General features: G+C 66.4%; 14 protein-coding genes and 1 tRNA gene. 6 read left to right on the forward strand and 9 right to left on the reverse strand.

Going from position 1 to position 19,072, the window contains the following annotated elements; translation table 11 throughout:
- Positions 1–48: 48 nt before the first annotated feature.
- From VF168_08590 to VF168_08600, 3 genes are all read right to left on the reverse strand, one after another.
- Positions 49–5,265, reverse strand: coding sequence for an LAGLIDADG family homing endonuclease (locus tag VF168_08590; protein HEX7004231.1), 5,217 nt, complete (start codon positions 5,263–5,265; stop codon positions 49–51).
- A gap of 298 nt (positions 5,266–5,563) precedes the next feature.
- On the reverse strand, positions 5,564–7,084 hold the full coding sequence (gene purH, locus VF168_08595) for a bifunctional phosphoribosylaminoimidazolecarboxamide formyltransferase/IMP cyclohydrolase (protein ID HEX7004232.1): 1,521 nt from the start codon (positions 7,082–7,084) through the stop codon (positions 5,564–5,566).
- A 65-nt stretch (positions 7,085–7,149) separates the two neighbouring features.
- Complete coding sequence (locus tag VF168_08600) at positions 7,150–9,150, reverse strand: peptidyl-prolyl cis-trans isomerase (protein ID HEX7004233.1); 2,001 nt, start codon at positions 9,148–9,150, stop codon at positions 7,150–7,152.
- Positions 9,151–9,497: 347 nt separating this feature from the next.
- On the opposite strand from VF168_08600, the gene VF168_08605 reads away from it, so the two are divergent.
- Positions 9,498–9,574 (forward strand) — tRNA-Arg (locus VF168_08605).
- Between the two features lie 44 nt (positions 9,575–9,618).
- Here VF168_08605 and VF168_08610 read toward each other — a convergent pair.
- The 5 genes from VF168_08610 to VF168_08630 form a co-directional block, all read right to left on the reverse strand.
- Positions 9,619–10,758 (reverse strand): alanine racemase, encoded by a 1,140-nt coding sequence (locus VF168_08610; GenBank protein ID HEX7004234.1) that lies wholly within the window; start codon positions 10,756–10,758, stop codon positions 9,619–9,621.
- Between the two features lie 78 nt (positions 10,759–10,836).
- Positions 10,837–12,159 (reverse strand): S41 family peptidase, encoded by a 1,323-nt coding sequence (locus VF168_08615; protein HEX7004235.1) that lies wholly within the window; start codon positions 12,157–12,159, stop codon positions 10,837–10,839.
- Positions 12,160–12,220: 61 nt separating this feature from the next.
- Entirely contained in the window at positions 12,221–12,748 is a 528-nt protein-coding gene (locus VF168_08620; protein HEX7004236.1) for a GerMN domain-containing protein, read from the reverse strand.
- 19 nt (positions 12,749–12,767) lie between these two features.
- Positions 12,768–14,180 carry a tetratricopeptide repeat protein gene (locus VF168_08625; protein ID HEX7004237.1) on the reverse strand — a complete coding sequence of 471 codons (1,413 nt, stop codon included), beginning with the start codon at positions 14,178–14,180 and terminating at the stop codon, positions 12,768–12,770.
- 94 nt (positions 14,181–14,274) lie between these two features.
- Complete coding sequence (locus VF168_08630) at positions 14,275–14,934, reverse strand: hypothetical protein (GenBank protein HEX7004238.1); 660 nt, start codon at positions 14,932–14,934, stop codon at positions 14,275–14,277.
- A 176-nt stretch (positions 14,935–15,110) separates the two neighbouring features.
- Between VF168_08630 and ffh the strand changes: the two genes are divergently transcribed.
- The 5 genes from ffh (at position 15,111) to trmD (ending at position 18,492) form a co-directional block, all read left to right on the forward strand.
- Positions 15,111–16,427, forward strand: coding sequence for a signal recognition particle protein (gene ffh / locus VF168_08635; GenBank protein HEX7004239.1), 1,317 nt, complete (start codon positions 15,111–15,113; stop codon positions 16,425–16,427).
- Positions 16,428–16,647: 220 nt separating this feature from the next.
- The gene (gene rpsP, locus VF168_08640; protein ID HEX7004240.1) at positions 16,648–16,950 is read left to right on the forward strand and encodes a 30S ribosomal protein S16; all 303 of its coding nucleotides are present in this window, start codon (positions 16,648–16,650) and stop codon (positions 16,948–16,950) included.
- Between the two features lie 9 nt (positions 16,951–16,959).
- On the forward strand, positions 16,960–17,193 hold the full coding sequence (locus VF168_08645) for a KH domain-containing protein (protein HEX7004241.1): 234 nt from the start codon (positions 16,960–16,962) through the stop codon (positions 17,191–17,193).
- Positions 17,194–17,215: 22 nt separating this feature from the next.
- Positions 17,216–17,758 carry a ribosome maturation factor RimM gene (gene rimM / locus VF168_08650; protein HEX7004242.1) on the forward strand — a complete coding sequence of 181 codons (543 nt, stop codon included), beginning with the start codon at positions 17,216–17,218 and terminating at the stop codon, positions 17,756–17,758.
- Positions 17,755–18,492, forward strand: a complete 738-nt coding sequence (trmD, locus tag VF168_08655; GenBank protein ID HEX7004243.1) for a tRNA (guanosine(37)-N1)-methyltransferase TrmD — start codon at positions 17,755–17,757, stop codon at positions 18,490–18,492. The genes rimM and trmD overlap by 4 nt, the downstream gene beginning before the upstream one ends.
- Positions 18,493–18,541: 49 nt before the next feature.
- On the opposite strand, the gene VF168_08660 is transcribed toward trmD, so the two are convergent.
- A complete protein-coding gene (locus VF168_08660) occupies positions 18,542–19,051 on the reverse strand; it encodes an OmpH family outer membrane protein (GenBank protein ID HEX7004244.1) in 510 nt (169 codons plus the stop codon).
- Between the last annotated feature and the right edge of the window lie 21 nt (positions 19,052–19,072).

Below are 19,072 nucleotides of genomic sequence, written 5' to 3' on the forward strand. Positions count from 1 at the left end.
TGGTCATGGGAAGTCGTTTCGGTGCGGCTCGTGATCGTCAGCGGTCGCTCAACCGCATTTGCTGTAGCCGCAGCTCTCGCACTTGGCGCAGCCCTCTTCGAAGCGTAGCGGCGCGCCGCAGTCGGGGCAACCCTTGCCCTTCTGGAGCGTGTTCTCGACGCCGGCGGTCTCGAGGGCGACGGCGATGAGGTCGGCCTTGGAGGCAACCATCCGGCCCTGGTAGGAGCCGTACATCCCGCCGTTTATGCCGCGCAGAGTGTGGACGATCGCCTCGGCCGGGACCCCGTACTGCAGGGCGATGGAGACCATACGGCCGAGCGCCTCGGAGTCGGCGTTCGATTCGTCACCCGCCTTGCCGCTCACGATGAACACCTCGGTGGGCAGGTCGTCCTGCTTGTTCACGGTGACGTAGAAGCCCCGCTTGTCGCCGTTGGGAAGAGTGAGCTTGACCTTGTCGGTGAAGCCGCTGACGCGCACCGGCCGGTCGAACAGCGGCTCACCGGGGAGTCTCGGTGCGGGATCCGGCACGGCGTTCGAAGGGACCTGCGCTCGAGGGGTCGGGGCCGGCTCGGCGACCGCCTGCATACTCTTCTCCACGTCTGCCTCCGCCTTCTTCTCGTCCTTCTTGGCGCTCGTCGAAAGCACCTGGAACTCGCGTGATCCGTCGCGGTAGACGGTGATCCCCTTGCAACCGGTGTCGAATGCCAGCGTGTAGGCATCGTAGACGTCCTGCACCGTCGCCTGTTGCGGCAGGTTGATGGTCTTGGAGATGCTGTTCGCCACCCGCTGCTCGCCGCCGTCGAAGCTCCTCTGCACGACCCCCTGCATCCTCACGTGGTCGGCGGGGGCGATGTCGTGGGCGCACACCAGAACGGTACGAACGTCGTCGGGGATGAAGCCGAGACCCTGGACGCTGCCGTGGTTCGCCTGCACCGCCTCGACCACCTTCTCCCAGTCCCAGCCGTCGTCCTTGCGGTAGTCGGGGTGCGGTTCGTGGCGCTCGAGCAGTTCCTTGAAGAGTGGGGCGATGAGCGCGGCGTAAGAGTCACCGATCTTGCGGTAGATGAACGGCGCGAAGATCGGCTCGACGCCGGAGGAAACGCCCATGAGCATGGAGGTGGTTCCGGTTGGGGCAACCGTCAGGAGGGCAACGTTGCGGCGCGCCTTGCCAAGGTCGCTCTGCGGGAAGGCCGGAAAGACTCCGCGTTCTTCGGCCAGCTCTTCGCTGGCTCTGGTCGCGGCCTCCCGCAGTTCCTCGATCATCCGAGTAACAGCGTCACGGCCTTCATCGTCGTCGTAGCGGTAACCCATCAGGATCAGGGCATCGGCGAGGCCCATGATCCCCAATCCGAGGCGCCGCAGGTAGTGACTCATCTCGCGGTTGTCCTGGAGGGCGAAGCGGTTCACCTCGAGGACGTTGTCGAGGAAGCGGATGCAGGTCTTCACGTCGTTGCGGAAAGTGCCGATGTCGAAGCCATCCATGCCCATCCCGCCACGTTTCACGTAGGCGGCGAGGTTGATGGCGCCCAGATCGCACGGTTCGCCGGGAAACAGGGGGATCTCGCCGCATTGATGTACTACCAGACCGTTGGCGACAATCGAGTGCGCAACGGGCTCGGTGGTGTCGTACACCGCTTCCAGGCCGTCGACGACGATCTCTTCGACCTTCGTTACGAAATGCTCGCTGTTGCTCGTTCGGCTCTTGGAGGCGATGAAGTCGAGAACCTTCTGCTGCTTCTTTTCGGTCAGGAAGCCGATCTTCTGCACGAACGTATCGCGATTCGCCTTGTCGATGATCAATTCGTATTGATCAGTAAAGGGGTAGTCGCGGCTGCCACCCTTGCCGTCCGGCATCGCCTTCACACCTCCGGAACGACGGAGGTGGATGCTGCTAACGATCCCGAAATTGGAGAGCAGCAGCTGAACGTCGCCTAGCAGGCCACGGGAGGCGCTGGCGAGCCTGATGCTGCAGCTCTTCTTGTTCGCAGTGTGGTTCACCGTACCGTCGGCTGTGAAAAGGGCCTGAAGGAACCCGATGACGGCCTCCCGTGGCGCTCGGAAGATCGCTTGCGGAACGCGCTTCGAGGCGGCCTTGGCCGAATCAAGGCCGAGAGACGCGAGGTAACCGATGAGGACCCGGCCGAACTTCAGCTGCACGGAGCTCTCGTGGTGCTGCTCGCTACCGTTGAACCACTCATGGTACTGAGTAATGAAGTCGGTCAGCTCAACGTAATCCTCGTTCGCGAAGCTGATCCCGCACTTGTCGGCACTGACGAAGCCATCTCCTACCATGAAGCCCAGGAAGGTGCCGAGTTCCCTGCTCCACCTCGTCGGCATCCCGGCGAAGCGCTCTCTTATGTCCCTACGACCGGTCCTCGACTCGGCACCACCTCGGTTGTTACTGCCTGCCGTGGCGACCAGTTCGGCGTGCGCCTCGACCACCTCGAGGTCGAACTCGTACTGATCGCTCCACATCCCTTCGCCGCTCTGAACGTAGAGGGTGTCGCCCGACTTCAAATGACGCAACTCGGTCCAGCCAGAGGGAGTGAGGAACTGATGGTTCGCGGTGGCTCGCACCTCGTACCCATGCTTGGTAACTAGCCGGTAGACCGGTTCCGAGTCCGAGGTCTTGAACACCGGCACGGCACCTCGCGGCGAGACCCCCAGCTCGTCATGCAGTACTCGCCGGTCCGACGCCACGATCAGCTCGGCTTGCGACTCGTAAAGCTCGCCCAGAGTGAGAAGACCGCGGTGAGTAGCGATACGCACGTCGGCCGGGAAGCAGGGATTCGTCGCCCTTATCTCCCCCAGCGCCTCGCGCATCGGGTTGTACTGGTTGATCCTGTCAATGTATATGAGGCCAGGCTCGCCGGTTTGCCAGGCGTGCTCGGCGATCTCCTTGAGCACACCCTGATGGCCCTCTGCGCGGGAGCGCTCCATGAACTCGTCGCTCACGAGAACCGAGATGTTGAAGGTGCTGATGTCACCCTCGAGCCGCTCACGCTCGAGATCCTTGGCTGTGATGAAGTCGTGGATGTCGGGGTGTGTAATCGACATCGTCGCCATCCCAGCCCCACGACGGGTGTTGTGACTCACGAACCCGTTCGCCAGGTACGTCTTGTTTTCGTCTACCGACAGGTCGAGGGTGAGGCTGCGACCCGCTTCGGAGACGTCGACTACAGGCACGTAATACTCGTCGTAGGCGAACTCGGGCAAGCGCTCGGCGATCTGAGGGTCTGTTCGCAGACGGGTATAGGCGGTTGCCGTCAGGTTACGCTCGCCACGGATGTAACGGGACAGGGTCTTGCGCGCCTTAGTGTATTCCGACGGCCTACCCTTCACGCCCGCAGGCATGCTGGTGAGGATCTCGCCCAGCAGGGCCTCCGGATGAGGAAAGATCCACGACTTCTCGCGTGCTTCGTCGGGGATGTGCTCGCCGGCCGCTTCCAGTCTCGAACCGGGCAGAGCACCGATTCTCTCCATGAAGCGTTCGAGTCCCTTGGCGCTTACGACTCTGACCATATGGATGGAGTGCTTCGAGTACCGGTGCCGGTGAGGCGAGCCGCTCGTGGTTCGCCGCTTGCTGGGGATGCCGAGGCCGGCGAGCATGGTGGCCACATCCTCGGCCAATCCAGCCGATGCAGTCGAAAGGCTAGGCATTCCGTGGGCAAGCGTGCCGTCGGCTTCGAACAGGCCACGCAGGAAAGCTCCCACGACGGGACGAGGAGCCATCCTGATCGCCTTCGGCATCTGTAGCGTCCGGGCCTTACCCTTGTTCAGTCCGTTGGCTTCGAGCCAGGCGATGAGGTGGGCCGCCTTGGTCACGAATACCAGGCTCGCGTCGTTTTCCTTCTGCTCCAGCGACACGGTGAGGCCGAAGAGTTCCTCGAAGAGGCGCGGCGTCGCCTCCACCATCGGTGAGCCGTGCGAGACCGCGAAGCCAACGCGACCGTCACTCACGAAGCCGTCGCCCCAGAGGTAGCCGAGGAAGAAGGCCAGCCGCTCTCCCAGGATCTCGGGCATCCTGATGGGCGTGGCGTTGTGATGAGGGACGTCAACGGGTCTCAGCAAGACAGGAGCTCCGGTGTGCTGGTCGAGCACCTGGACTACGTGGTCGCCCGTCTGCAGATCCTCGAGCCGTACCCACTCCCTAGTCCCGTCCTCACGCACTACCTTGAGACGGTGGCGAGCGGTTCCGCGGATCGTCTGGCCATTCGCGAGCGTCACTCGGAGCGTAGGAGCGTTCCCGTTGTTGAACCCCTTCGGGCTTTCCTTCCACCCCTCGTCTGTCGCCACCTTCAGGTGGTGGTCCTGCCAGCCGTACTGGTGACCGTCGACCAGCTCGGATAGCCGAAGGGTGCCACGGCTCGTATTGACCAAGGTATCTGGATGAAGGCATCCCCCCTGCCTGATCGCCCTGAGCGTGGGAGCGAAGACATAACGCAGCGTCGCGATCGGTCCGGCGTAGTCCGCCCCGCCCAGGCTCGCCCAGTAGCCGAAGTTGTCGAAGACCTCGACGGCGAACGACGACGGTCCGCTCGAGGTACCGCCCGAACCGTTGACCGGCGTGCCTTCAGGTCGTAACGCGCTCAGGTCGACGAGAACGTCTTCACCGGCGAGGAGGCTCTGGGCCGTCTCGCCCGCCTGGCCCCAGATGCTCTCCACCGAGTCACCCACCTGGGCGACCTTCACCCCGGCCGGCACCGCGTCGTAGTCGACGAAGGCGAGGTAACGGTAGCCGCGGGTCACGTACTTGCCGTGCACCAGGTCCATGAAGGTGCCGTCACGGACCTTCTCGTAGTCCGGGTGCTTGCCGGAGATGGTCAGGTAGAGCCGGCCCACCTTGCCGTCGAACGGCCTCTTGGGCGCGATCGGATCGAGACAGAGCCCGTTCCCCCCGCCCACCTTGGTCACGAGGGCGAGCTTGGTGGCGAGGCGCAGCACCCAGGGAGTCGAACCCTCCTCCTCCGGGCGGCCGTCCTGCACGAAGCAGTTGAGGACGTTACCGTGCTGGGTGGCGGCGCCGGCGAGGACGCGACCTCCGGGGCAGAAGCGCTTCGAAGCCATCAGATCGAAGAAGGCCAGCCGGTACGCTTCCCTGTCCGGCTCGCTCTCCGGCTGGGCGACCCAGCTGGCCACCCTGTCGAACATCCCCGCCAGATCTTCGTCGCCCGGCTGAAAGTATTGCCGCTTGGCGATCGCGACCGCGTGGTCGTCGAACTTCGCAAGCAACTCGAGGTCGGTAGACGGCGATGACTTCCCCACGATGTTCCCTCCCGAACCGTCAGGAGCACGCAAAGGGCCGCTGGGGCCGGAACGTGCGTCTTGACCAATTGGTTAGTGAAGAGTACCAGGAAGCTCACGGGGATACAAGATGTTGTGCCCTATCCGCGCAACCGCTACAACCGCTTGTATCTTGGGATGAATACTCGCATGATACGTGCAGGACGCGCAGCGTGCCGCTCCCGGCCAGACAGCGGGGACAGGGAGTCAAGAAGGTCACTCGAAGCTCGCGTGGATTCGTTCGTCGTTCTCTAGTTCACCCGCCGCCGAGCAAGGCGGTTCAGTGCCTGAAGTGGCGCCTGCCGGTCATCACCATGGCTATCCCGTGTTCGTTCGCGGCGGCTATCACCTCGTCGTCACGAACCGAGCCGCCAGGCTGGATCACGGCAGCCACGCCGGCCTCCACAGCGGCGTCGAGACCATCCCTGAAGGGGTAGAAGGCGTCGCTGGCGCAAGCTCCGCCCACAGCCCGGCCGGCCGCCTTAGCGGCAGCGATCTGGGCGGCGTCGACGCGGCTCTGCTGTCCCGCGCCAATGCCCACGGCCACCTCGTCCCGGACCAGCACGATGGCGTTGGAGGTGGTGCGGGCGCAGACGATCCAGGCGAACTCCAGGTCGCGCCACTGCTCCTCGCTGGGCTGAGCTTCGGTGACCACCCTCCAGGCTGCGCGGTCGATCTCCACTACGTCAGGCTCTTGAACCAGGAAGCCTCCCCCCACCCGGCGCAACTCCCGCTCCCTCTCCCCGGGAGCGGGTGCGGAGAGTACCCTCATCGCCTTCCGTTTCGACTTGAGCAGCGCCATAGCGCTCTCGTCGTACCCCGGCGCGATCAGCACGTCGGCCTTCGGATTGGCCATCACCTGCGCCGCGGTGGTCTCGTCGACCGGCCTGTTCACGGCTACGACTCCTCCGAAGGCGCTCTTGGGATCGGCAGCGAACGCCCTGGAGTAGGCTTCGCCCACCTCCCCCGCCACCGCCGCTCCGCAAGGATTGGCGTGTTTGACGATCACGCAGGCCGGTCGACGGAACTCGAACACCAGGCGCCACGCCGCCTCGGCATCGAAGACGTTCAGATAGCTGAGCCCGGCGCCCTTGTGCTGCACGACGCCGTCCCACCAGCCGAGCTTACCGGCCTCGCGGTAGCGAGCCCCCTGTTGGTGCGGATTCTCGCCGTAGCGGAGCAGTTCGGCGCGCTCGAGCCGCACCGTGAGCCGCTCGGGAAGCGCCTCCCCCGTCCCCTCCAGATAACCGGCTATCGCGCCGTCGTAAGAGGCCGTATGCGCGAACGCCTTGCGAGCGAAGGCGCGCCTGGCCTCCGCGCCACCCCCGGGACGGTCCAGCTCCTCGAGCAGTCGCGGATAGTCGGCAGGATCGACGACCACCCAGACCCGCTCATGGTTCTTGGCGGCCGCCCTGAGCATCGCCGGGCCCCCGATGTCTATCTGCTCGACCGCTTCGGCGAAGTCGACGCCGGGTCGCGAGATCGTATCGACGAACGGGTAGAGGTTGACGACGACGACGTCTATCGGCTCGATCCCCCTTTCCTCGAGCTGACTGCGGTGCTCGGGAAGCTCGCGTGCCAGGAGCCCGGCGTGGATGGCCGGATGGAGGGTCTTGACCCGGCCGTCCAAGATCTCCGGGAAGCCGGTAACGTCGGAGACAGCCTTCACGTCGAGTCCCGCCTCGCGCAGCGTCCGGTAGGTGCCACCGGTCGAGATCAACGTGAAGCCGGCCTCGCGCAAGCCCTTGGCCAGGGGCACGAGGCCGGTCTTGTCCGACACGCTCAGCAGTGCTACGGGCATCGCGACCGATAGTAGCAAAGGCTGGAGCCGTCCAGTGCAGCGCGGAGCGGGCGGTGGTCAGGGAGCTACTGTCCCTCGGTCGCCTCGGTTGCCTCGCCCTCCTGTGCCGGCTCCGTGTCGGCTTCGGCCGGAGCCTCCTCGGCAGCATCCTGCTCGCTGCTCTCGTTGGCTGCGGCCGCCTCCTCACGCGCCTGGGCCAGCAGGTTCTCCACCTCGATCTCCTCGCGGAGGCCGTCCAGCCACTCGCTCTCGATCTGAGCCCGCTCCTGGGCCAGCACCGCCTGCTCGACCTGTTCACGGACCTCGGCCAGCGGACGCACCCGTTCGGGCGTGCGTTCGGCAACCAGCACTACGAACGTCTCCTCGGTCTGCGGCTCTTCGGCAGCCGCTTCCTCACCCTCCTCGCCGGCGGCGTCGCCCGGCTCCTCTGCTGTCTCCTCCGTTGTCTCCTCTGCGGTCTCCTCCGTGGACTCCTTTGCAGGTACCTCGGTCTCGAGAACGAGGACGTCGGACACCTCGAGTTCGCTCCCGGGCAGCGGTTCGAAGGCATCGGTGGCGAATAGGGCCCGGTCGAGCGCCTCCTCCAGCTGACCCTCGCGTACCGTACCCAGGTCAGTGATACTACCGCCCTGCTCCTCGGCCGCGGCCTCGACTTCCGTTCCTTCCAGTACCGACGCGCGGAACGACTCGGCCGTTTCCTGCGACTCGAACTCCACACGGGTGACGTCGGCCTGAGCCGGAACGACGTAGCGACCGGTGTTCGCCTCGTAGAACTCCTGAACACGCTCCTCTTCGACGGTTGCGTCGCGGCTCACGTAGTCGCGGGCCTGTTGCGCGACCAGGGCCTCGCTGCCCACGAAGTCGGCATCCAACTGCTGGGCGCCCAGATAGGCGAGCTTCTGCTCGATGAGGTTCTCCAAGATCGTCGGCTTGAAGAACTCGACGATGAGCGGCGCAAGCTGAGGGTTGAGATTCTGCTGGATCTGCTGACTGCTGTAGGTTGCGAGGGCTAGCTCCGAGGCCATGATCTCCTCGTCCCCCACTCGAGCCACAGGATAATCCTCGTACTCGAGCTCGCTGCCCTCTGGGATGGTGATCTGCGCTTCCTGCCGAAGCTCCTCGATGTGCTGCTGCACGACTCCCGCCTGCTTGGCGGCAAGAGCGTCCTCACGAACCTGATCGGCGACCTCTTCGAACGGACGCGGGCTCTCGGGGACGAACTCCTCCACCTGCACGAGGTAGAAACGACCGCCGCTCTCGATGACGTCGGTGAGCCCTGGTCCTCGCAGGGAGAACGCTGCGGAGGAGACGGCCTGCGGCAAGGCTGCCCGGCCGACCGGCTCGGGCTCGCTCGAGCCCTGCGGCGCGCCGAGGGCGCCACCCCTGTCGGCCCACTCCTCGGAGTATTCGCCGGCGAGTTCGGCGAAGCTCTCCCCTGCCCGGACGCGTTGGCGCAGCTCCTCCGCGAGCTCGGCGTCGTCCACTACGATCGCTCGCGCGACGATACGCTCCTCGCTCTGGTAGAGATCCCGGTTCGCCAGGTAGAAGGTCTCCACCTCGGCGTCCGTGACCTCGACGTCTTCGATCAGGTTCTCTTCGTACTTCTGCCTGCGGAGCTGCTCCTCGATGTAGTCGCGGAACTGCTGATCGGTGAAGCCGGCCTGGCCGATGAGCTGCTTGTACGCCTGATCGTTGCGGCGCCCGGCGACACCTTGAGACTCGCGGAACTCATCGACCCGCTGGCGTACCTCGCGGCCCGACACTCGGGTCCGAGCGGCCGCCTGGTCTAACAGTTCCTGACGGATCAGCTGGTTGACGAGGAGCAGTTCGAGGTCCTCCCCCACCTGCCCCTCCGTGACCGAGCTGAACAGCGGGTTCTGCCGCACCCGAGCCACCTCGATGTCGGATATCGTCTCGCCGTTGACGATCAGGGCGGGCTGGCCACCATCTGCGAGGCCGCTGCCCAGGTTGCCGAGGCTGGGGGTGAAGGTGATGACCATGCCGACCAGCAACCCGATCGAGATGACCCAGAGAATGATGGTGTTGGTCCGCCTGCTGAGCTTCATGCCTTACTCTTCCTCCTCGGCGCCGCAGGCACCCTTCCGTTTGGGGGCTTCGCGACGGTCGGTGCAGATAACTGGTCGTGACCGGGTCCAGCCAACATGCGAGCGCGCACAGCGACCCGAGAGTTGCCGAGTGGTACCGGCTTTCTGCCGCTGGCTGGGGTTACGACTGCCGGTCTTCGCCGGCTCGATTCACGCGCAGCAATGTATCACAGGGCGCCGGTGAGAACGCTTAGGCGGGGCGATCGGGGCGGACCCCGGCGGTCGCTCCAGATGCGACTCCACTGCTCACCCGTGTTATACTTGCGGCCGCCTTCCGGACGGCCCGGCAGCACCGCCGGCCACTTCGCGCGCCCGTAGCTCAGTCGGATAGAGCGTTCGCCTCCGGAGCGAAAGGCCGCAGGTTCGAATCCTGCCGGGCGCACCACCCGAAATCAGTGAACGATCGAGCCCGCGGTTCGTTCGGGCTCTTCACCAGCCCCGGAAGCGAGGCCAGTATCCGAGTTCGCCCGAACGGTGGGCCGGCAGGACCTGGTAGCCGTCGAACTGGGCGGCGGTCGCGCAGGCATGGTTCGGGAGGATGCGCAGGAGCGTCCCCACGGGCAGCTCCGGCAAGCGAGATTCGATGCCCTCCCGTGCTGCGACGATGCCGTGCTCCTGGCTGGTGCTCACGACGATGAGGTCTCCCAGCACCGCACCCTCCAGGTCGCAGACGACGCCGTACCCCTGGTCGACCAGCTGGTCGGCAGTTCCTCGATCACGAGAGAGAGCCATCCAGCCCGCGTCCACGACCGTCCAGCCGCGCTCGCGCTGATGGCCGATGACGGTCGTGAGCACGGAGATGGCGATGTCATCGAGGGCGCAGACGCCGATGCCGGCCATCACCAGATCGAAGAAGGCGTAGACACCGGCGCGGACCTCGGTAACGCCGGTGAGGTCACGGGCGAAATGGGCGGTAGGAGTGGAGCCCACGCTCACGACGGGAGCCTGGTGGCCCGCCGCCCTTAGTCGCTCGGCGGCGGTGACGGCGGCCCGGCGTTCGCGTTCGGCGAACGCTGCCAGGGCTTCGGCACCGACTGCATGGTAGCTCTCCCCGGCATGGGTGACGACCCCGCGCAGTTCCGCACCCCCGTCCGAGACGACGTTAGCCAGCTCGACGACTTCGGGATCGGCCGGCCGCAAGCCCGATCGGTGACCGTCGCTGTCGATCTCGATGAACACGGGGATAGGGTCATCGGACTCACGCGCGGCGCGCGCAACAGCTTGGGCCTGCTCGCGAGAATCCAGCACCACGCTCAGATCGCAGCCTTCCCGGCGCAGCTTGAGCACCCGAGTCAGTTTCGAGGGTGCTATGCCCACCGCGTAGAGGATGTCGCGCACCCCGGCCCTGGCGAAGACCTCGGCTTCCTTCAGGGTCGAGACCGTCGCTTTCCCGTCGGTAACGATGCGTTGGGCTGCGTCCACAGACTTCACGGTCTTGAGATGGGGCCGCGAGACGACGCCCAGGCCGGCGAGGCGTTGGCGAAGCCGCTCGACGTTCCGCAGCATCCGCCCCTCATCGAGGATCAGAGAGGGTGTCGGCAGCGACCGGAGGCTCTCGCTAGGTTCCACGCTGGCGCGAAGGATAACCCGCGTGGCGCGTCGAGCTGGCGTCGGGCGGTTCCACTCACTCGAATCTGGAAGGCGGGCTCATCTCGCCGCCACTCCACCGAAGTAGCGGTTCGGGGTGAACGGCAGGCCCCGCAACAGGCGGACGGCCTGCGCCAGCGGCGCGTCGTAGCCGCGCGCCAGTTCCTCGAGGTCGTTCTTGGCCTGCACGTCCGGGGTGACGCCCTCCGAGAAGTCGACGCCGCTCGCGCTCACCAGGTTCGCCACGGCCACCATCACGATGCTGCCATCGGGAAGATCGAAGCTCTGCACCGCCTCGACGTTCCCTCCCGTGGGCTCGCCCACCACGCGCGCGACACCCTGCTCCTGGAGGACCAGGGCGGCCAGCTCGCCGGCGCTGCTGTTGCTGCTGTCCACCAGGACCGCGACCGGCCCGTCGAAGTGCGCCGGCTCACGCACGAAGCGCCTGAGCAGGACCCGGCCGTGCGGGTCTTCGAGCCACACAGCGCCGATGCCGTCCTGTACCGCGTAACGCCCTTCCCAGACGATCTCGCCTCGACTCGTCGCCCGCGCCCAGTTGCCCTCGACGAAGGCGCCCACGGTGAGACCCAACTCACCTATGCGCCCCCCGGGATTGCCACGCAGGTCGAGGATGAGGCTCGTCATCCCCTCTTCCTTCAGCTGGGCGACCAGCTCGTGTACCCTCTCGCCCACGTCCATCCGATTGAAACTGGGCAGGTAGATGTAGCCGAGATGCTCGGCCAGCATCTCGCCCTGCGGCATGTCGCGGGCCAGTTCGACGGGGAACGGCATCGGAGTCAGCTCCAGTCGCAGGCGCACACCGCCCCGCAGCAGTTCGAACTCGGCGGTCTGCCGCTGGCTGGCCGACGCGAGAAGTCGCCAGACGAGCGGCGTGGGCAACGAGCCACTAAGGTCCCTCCCGTCCAGCGCCACGATCAGGTCGCCCCGGCGGAGGCCCGCCTCGTCGGCGGCGCTGCCCGGGAACACCCTCTCGACCACCAGACCGCTGCCCCTCAGCAACCGCGCCTGGAAGCCGAAGCGCGACTCATCGCCGGCGCCCAGCTCGGCACCCTCCGCGAACGACAGCCTGCCCAGCCATACCGAGTGCTCGTCACCGAGCGAGCGGACCATCTGTGAAAGGACCAGGTCGAACGCCTCACGGCTGCCGGCCGAGAGCGCGCGCTCGCGGTAACGGTCGGCCCACTCGTCCCAGTCCCGATAACCAGGATCCCAGTAGTAGCGACTGAAGACCTCCACCAGCGCCTCGAAGGTCCGGCTCCGTTCGGCCCGCGCGCTCGCCTGCCCCACCTGGGCGGCGGCGAACGGCAGGGCGAGCGCCACGAATGTGGCCAGGAGCGGCAGTAACCGCGACCGAGGTGTCACGAAGCCAGTGTAGTCGCGCCCAGGAGGGCCGAAGGTGACGTGAGGCGAGGTAGCGGCGCCGCTACCACACAGGCAGCGTCTCGTGTTCGGAACGAAGCCAGGGCGATTCAACGATCAACCCCTCGCCGCCGAAGAGTTCCACCTCTTCCCCCTCGATCAGGAGGACCACGCCATCCACGTCGGCGGGCTGAGTGAGCGTGTAGAAGAGCTGGAACAAGCGGCCCTGCATCGCGGCGCTGCCACCCCCCATCTCGAACTCCCGGGAGAGGTCGACGCTCACGATCCCGTCGTCGAACCGTACGTCGTTGACGACGGTAGCCGCGGGCACGACGCTGCTGAGCCCCCGCGCCCGCTCGGCCTCGCTGGGCCCCTGGGCCAGCATCCGCACTGCATCCCGCGCTCTCTCCTCGGGCGCGTCGGACCTGCTCATCCGGCCCACGGGTTCCAGGTGGAAGGAGTTCGGATCGACGGCGACGAAGTAGACAAGGGTGTCGGGCAGTCGGCGCATGGTCTGGATGGTCAGCACCGCAGCCAGGACCAGCAGAAGCAGGACCGCCAGAGCAACGACCCGCAGGACGACGGTCCTCACGATCCCACTCCGCGGCTCTTCAACCGTCGCCGCCAACGGCGCCCTGCTCCTGCGCCAACCGGGCCGCTTCTTCGGCGAAGAAGGCGTAGTCGCCGTTCCCGGGCTCGAGCTCCGAGGCTCGGCCGTACGCCTCGGCCGCCTGCCGGTACTCGCCTCGGGTGAAGTAGAGGCGGCCCAACCAGCCCCAGGCCGTGGCGAACTGAGGGTTCGCCTCCACGGCCCGGCGGAAACCCGACTCGGCCTCCTCGAACTGGGCCATCTGGTAGTGCCTCACAGCGTCGGCGAAGGCGATGCCCGCCTCGCTGCCGAACTCGATCTGCTGCCTTGCCACCTCGAGGAAGTAACTCGCCTCCTCGTCGGCCGGCCTCCGCTCGAGCACCTCTTGCCAGTAGCGAACGGCAGCCTCAGGATCCCCCGACGCCTGGCTGGCGCGCGCCGCCCAGACCCACGCCTCGGTCATCTGCGGGTTGGCCTCGATAGCGCGCTCGAACGCTTGGGCGGCGGCCGCTGCGTCTCCTCGGGCGTAAGCGGTCTGCCCCTCCATGAACGCCCGGCCCGCCTCGACACCCCAGAGGGCCTGCATGTGGGCGACGTCGAGGAAGTATTTCGCTGCCGCGTCACCCGGTCGAAGTTCGAGGACCCGCTCCCAGTAGTCGGCGGCGGTTGCCGGGCGACCGAGTTCGAGGGCGGTGCGGCCGGCCCATGAGGCGGCGTCGACGAAAGTGTCGTTCAGCCGGACAGCCCGGGCGAACGATTCGAAGGCGTCGAGGACGCGCTCCTCCTCGTAGGCCGAGAGGCCCTCACGGTAGGCGCGGCTTGCCGCCTCTCCCACCCGCTCCCGCTCCGAGATCAGGGTCAGGTAGTAGCTGGCCGTGTCGTGCCCGGGATCTATCGCCAACAGCCGCTCGAAGTAGCTGCGCGCCGCCTCCGGCTGATCCAGCTCGAGATTGATGCGCCCCAGCCAGTAAAGCGCTTCGGCGTTCTCCGGTACCTCTCTGATGACCGCCTGGTAGTAACCCAGGGCCGCGGCCAGGTTCCCCGAGCGGTAGCGCGAGTAGCCGAGCTGATTGCCTGCCTCGGCGAACGCCTGGGCCGGCGGCGGACCCTCGTCATCGGGTTGCGGTTCGAGCGTGCCGCCCGCCTGAAGGTACCGGTTCCAGGCTTCGAAGGCGCGCACGTACCAGTTCACTTCGCTGTAGGTCGTCGCCAGCAGCCGCTGTGCTTCGAGGTTGTTCGGCTCGAGCACCAGCGCGCGCCGGGTCAGATCCAGAGCGCGGGCCCAGAAGCGCCGGTCGGGGGTATGGATGTCGTAGGTCGCCCTGGCCTCGCGGGCCGAAGCCCTCGCTTCGGTGAGCAGCTCCTGCACGCTCGACTGCGACCAGGCGATGCCGGCGACGCCGAATAACAGCAGTGCCAGCCACACTCTAGGCATGGTTCGAGTCTAGCACCGGCCCACCAGTGGTCACGGGGCATGCCTGCCGAGCCCTCAGGCGCCGGGTCGGCACCGCGTCGCCATGCCAGCTGGACTACTCGCGGGCGATGCCGAACCTCTCGATCGATCGCCTGAGCACAGGCAGGTCGATGAACTCGTCCAGGCGGAGTGCATCCTCCGAGTCGAAGGCGGTACTGTTACGCGAGCCGAACTTCACCTGCATGGTGAAGTGACTGTCGAGCGCCACAGCCGAATCGACTGCTCCCGGTGCGTTCGATCCTTCTCTCACGAGCCAGGCGTGGAAGAGCAGAGGCATCCACTCATCCAGTTCGGGGGCGCTCCCTTCGATCACTTCCCGCAGGACGCCAGTGATCCTGGTCTTCTCGGGATGAGGCACGCAGACGCGCTGGAGATGCCGACCGCCTCTACCTGCGGCGCTGATTGGGGTAGCTATGACCGTGGCTTGCGCTTCACCGGCGGCACAAGGGTCGACCTCGCCGGGATCGGGCAGGAACGCTACTACCCGCAGGACATTGGGCGGGCCCTGCATCGGATGCTGGTCGAGGAAAGCGCTGATGCCTCCGCGTCCATAGATGAGGTGGAATGTCGTCGCGTCGTCGGGGATCTCGATCTCGACGGCTACGGCCTGATCGAACAGGTCGAGGACGTCCCTGGTCGTTACAGCACTGCGCACTACACCTTCTGCTAACGAGTGCGCCGTCAACAGCAGAGCGAACACCATAATGAGTCGCATCGGTACCTCCGTTTCGGTGCCGGATGCTACCATCCCATCCGGTTCGTAGGCGCGGTATGTTCCGAGTCGAGGACCGACTCGAGCCTCACGAGGACTTGCTCGTCGTCCAACCTGACCTTGCGCCTCCCGGGTCCACTCGGTACGGTAGTGGGCGGCTTCCGAGGGGGCTCAGAGTTATGTTCGAGAGTCTAGGCAACAGACTTCAATCCGTGTTCGACAGCCTCAAGGGTCGGGGCAGACTCACCGAGGCAGAGGTGAAGACGGCGCTCCGCGAGGTGCGGGTGGCGCTGCTCGAGGCCGACGTCAACCTGGAGGTCGCCCGCGACTTCACCAAACGGGTACAGGAGAAGGCGGTGGGCTCCGAGACGCTGATGTCGCTGCGTCCGGACCAGCGGGTCATATCCATCGTCCATGAGGAACTGATCGGGGTGCTGGGCGGCAAGTCGGTGCAGCCCGACGTGCGCAGCGAGGGGAACGTCTGGCTGCTGATGGGCCTCCAGGGCGCCGGCAAGACCACGACGGCCGGCAAGATCGCCTACCGCTACAAGAGCCAGGGCCGCCGGCCGCTGCTCGTGGCCGCCGACACCCAGCGCCCGGCCGCGCGCGACCAGCTGAAGGTGTTGGGCAAGCAGATCGGCGTCCCGGTACTAGAGGTGGAGGACGACGAGCCCGCGGGTCGGACCCGCGAGCGGCTCGACGACTACCTCAAGCGGGACTTCCGCGACCTGGTGATCGTGGACACCGCCGGCCGCCTGCAGATCGACGAGGGGCTGATGGATCAGCTCGCCGAGCTGCGCGAGGCGCTCGAACCGCGCGAGGCGATGCTGGTGGTCGACGCCATGACAGGTCAGCAGTCGCTGCCGGTGGCCAGGAGCTTCGACGAGCGGGTCGGCGTCACCGGCCTCATCCTCACCAAGCTCGATGGCGACGCCCGCGGTGGGGCGGCCCTTTCCGCACGGCACGTGACCGGCAAGCCCATCTACTTCGCGGGGATGAGCGAGAAGATAGACGGTCTCGAGCCGTTCCACCCAGACCGGATCGCTTCACGGATCCTCGGCATGGGCGACGTTCTCACGCTCGTGGAGAAAGCGCGGGCGCTGGAGGCCGATGACGAGGCCGAGGAGGTTCGCAGCCTCACCGACTTCACCCTTCAGGACATGCTCACCCAGATGCGCAAGATCAAGCGTATGGGCTCGTTCACCGACATCCTGAAGATGATCCCCGGTGCCAACAAGATGCTGCCGGCGGGGGCCAACATCGATGAGAAGGAGATCGCCCGGGTCGAAGCGATCATCTCGAGCATGACCGAGAAGGAACGCACGAACCCTCGACTCCTCAACGCCAGTCGCCGCAAGCGGATCGCCGCCGGCTCGGGCACCACCGTTCAGGACGTCAATCGCCTGATGAAGAACTTCGAGCAGATGAAGAAGATGATGAAGCAGATGGGCAGGCGTCCTCCCGGCCGCGGGATGCCGCCTGGCCTGGGTCGCTGACGATCCGAGGTACGGGCCCGGGGGGCGGCGCGGGGATGCCGCCGGGACTAGTTCGCCGACGGCGGGAATGCCCTTGGGCCTGGGCGCCGAGGCCCGATTCGAGGCCGGCGGAGCGGCCGGCCGACGCCACTGGCGGCTGGCACCGGTTAAGGTGTAGCATGCGTAGTTTGAGCCGCCGCCCCCAGTGGACGGCAAGCCCTGTTCGGAGGAAGTGGAAGTTATGGTGAAGATCCGTCTCATGCGCATGGGCGCCAAGAAGAACCCGCACTACCGCGTAGTAGTGGTCGATTCGCGCAAGAAGCGCTCCAGCGACTACATCGAATCGCTGGGTCACTACGATCCCCGCGAGACCACCCCGGAGCCGCTCAAGATCGATACCGAGCGCGCCAACTACTGGCTGGCGCAGGGAGCGCAGCCTACCGAGACGACCGTCCGGCTCCTCGAGAAGGTCGGCGTAGAAGTGCCCTCGGTCCGAGCGAAGCGCACGGAAGGCTACCGCCGGCGCAGCGCCGACCAGGCCTAGCATCCCACCATGGCGCCCCTCGAGCTCGTCACCTACATCGTCCAGAATTTGGTCGCCGAGCCGGAGAGGCTCGCCCTTCACGCCGAGCGCGACGGCCGCGGCATCCGCATCGAGATCCGCTGCGCCCCCGACGATGCCGGAAGGGTCATCGGGCGTGGCGGCCGCATCATCAACAGCCTCCGGACTCTCGCCCGGGCCGCGGCCGACGGCAGCCAGCGGGTAGAAGTCCAACTGATCGACTGAGCCGCAAGATCGACGAGCGACAGTGACCAGCCGTTCCGGTGCAGCAGAGGGCCCGCCGGAAGGCTACGTGCTCCTGGGCCGGCTGGGCAAGACGTTCGGGCTGAAGGGCGCCCTCCACTTCCGCTCACTCGGGTTGCCCGAGAGCGAAGCGCTCTTCGAGCTCGAAGAGGTGTTCGTGACCGGGCTCGGCGTCCTGGCCATCGCTGAGGTGAAACCACACGGTGCCAGCCTGCTCGTGTCGTTCGAAGGGATTCGACGGGTGGAGGAGGCCCGGCCACTGGTGAACGCGCAAGTCTACGCCGAGCCGGCGTCTTTGCCGCCGCCAGCCGAGGGCGGCCAGTACGCCGATGCCCTCAGAGGTCTTCCCGTGCTCGTCGACGGCAGACCGTTCGGAACGGTCGCCGACCTTGCCGGAGTGGCCGGCGCCGAACTGCTCACGGTAGAACGGCCCGAGGGCGGCGAAGCTCTCATCCCGCTGCGCGCGCCCTACGTGCAGGTCGCCCGTCACGAGGTGCTGGTCGAGGACCCTCCGCCCGGGCTGATCGATCCGAACGAGCAGCTGTGAAGTACACCGTCTACACCCTCTTCCCGCAGCTGATCGAGCCGTGGCGGGAGGAGGCCCTGCTGGGCAAGGCGGTGCGCTCGAGCCTGCTCGAACTGGACGTGCGTGATCTGCGCGCATTCGCATTAGACAAGCACAACAAGGTCGACGACACCCCGTACGGCGGCGGAGCCGGCATGGTCATCAGGGTCGACGTCGCCGCCCGGGCTATCGAAGAGGCGAGGTCTCAGGACCCGCCACCCGACGAGGTGATCCTCCTCTCGCCCGCTGGCGAGCCGCTCACCCAAGCCGTCGTTTCGGAACTCGCCGGGAAGGCCCACCTTTGCCTGCTGTGTGGGCGCTACGAGGGCTTCGACGCCCGCGTCGAGACGCTGGTCGACCGCGAGGTCTCGATCGGCGACTTCGTGCTGATGGGCGGAGAACTGGCGGCCCTGGCTCTGGTCGAGGCGACCGCCCGGTTGGTCCCGGGTGTGCTCGGGGACGAGGAGAGCCACCGTCAGGACTCCTTCGCCACCGGGCTGCTCGACTACCCGGAGTTCACGCGTCCGGCGGAGTTCGACGGGATGGCGGTCCCCGAGATCCTCCTCTCCGGGCACCACGGGCTGGTGGCGAAGTGGCGCCGCCGGGAGGCGCTCAGGCGCACCCTCGAACGGCGCCCGGACCTGTTGGAGGCGCTCGTACTCAGCGACGCCGACAGGTCGATCCTGCAGGAGCTGCGGGCCGAGAGGGAATCGTGAGAGAACGGGCGGCCCTCGTGGGACCGCCCGCCGTGTCCAGCTGGTGTGCCTACTGCTGTTGTCCCTGCACCCTCTCGATCACCAGCGGGGTGATATCGAGTCCTTCCTGGGCGTAGACGACCAGATTCGTGCCCTGCGGTCCCGCTACGCCAGCATCGAGCACGATCGAGTAGCCGTTCTCCTGGGCGATAGCCTTGATCGCCTGATCGACGGCCTCGACGGCCGGCTGCGCGGCCTCGGCGATGTCGGCTTCCCAACGCTGCTGAACTGACTGGAGCGTGGTCACCAGCGTCTGGTAGCGCTCCTGCTCTTCGGGGGTGAGCTGCTGGCCCTGCCGGGCCTTGTTGGCGATCTCCTGGATGCTCTGCTGGAGTCCGGCGATCTCCTCCCGGGCCTGGGCTTCGAGGTCGGCGATCTGCTGGCCGGCCGGGTGAGCGGCTATGGCCGCCTGCGAGTTCACGAAGACGATCTTCGTGTCGGTTTCCTGTGCGGTCAGGTTGGTCGACGCCACCCCGAGAATGGCGACAACAGCGAGGATCAGCAGGGTGAGTCGTTTCATAGCGGGCTAAGTGTAACACCG

Source organism: Trueperaceae bacterium (assembly GCA_036381595.1).
Lineage (GTDB): Bacteria > Deinococcota > Deinococci > Deinococcales > Trueperaceae > DASVCN01.

Bases quoted from the DNA above. Each gene is read 5' to 3' on its own strand.
- purH (HEX7004232.1), bottom strand. From the start codon at position 7,084: ATGCCCGTAGCACTGCTGAGCGTGTCGGACAAGACCGGCCTCGTGCCC.
- VF168_08600 (HEX7004233.1), bottom strand. From the start codon at position 9,150: ATGAAGCTCAGCAGGCGGACCAACACCATCATTCTCTGGGTCATCTCG.
- VF168_08625 (HEX7004237.1), bottom strand. From the start codon at position 14,180: ATGCCTAGAGTGTGGCTGGCACTGCTGTTATTCGGCGTCGCCGGCATC.
- VF168_08630 (HEX7004238.1), bottom strand. From the start codon at position 14,934: ATGCGACTCATTATGGTGTTCGCTCTGCTGTTGACGGCGCACTCGTTA.
- ffh (HEX7004239.1), top strand. From the start codon at position 15,111: ATGTTCGAGAGTCTAGGCAACAGACTTCAATCCGTGTTCGACAGCCTC.
- rpsP (HEX7004240.1), top strand. From the start codon at position 16,648: ATGGTGAAGATCCGTCTCATGCGCATGGGCGCCAAGAAGAACCCGCAC.
- VF168_08645 (HEX7004241.1), top strand. From the start codon at position 16,960: ATGGCGCCCCTCGAGCTCGTCACCTACATCGTCCAGAATTTGGTCGCC.
- VF168_08660 (HEX7004244.1), bottom strand. From the start codon at position 19,051: ATGAAACGACTCACCCTGCTGATCCTCGCTGTTGTCGCCATTCTCGGG.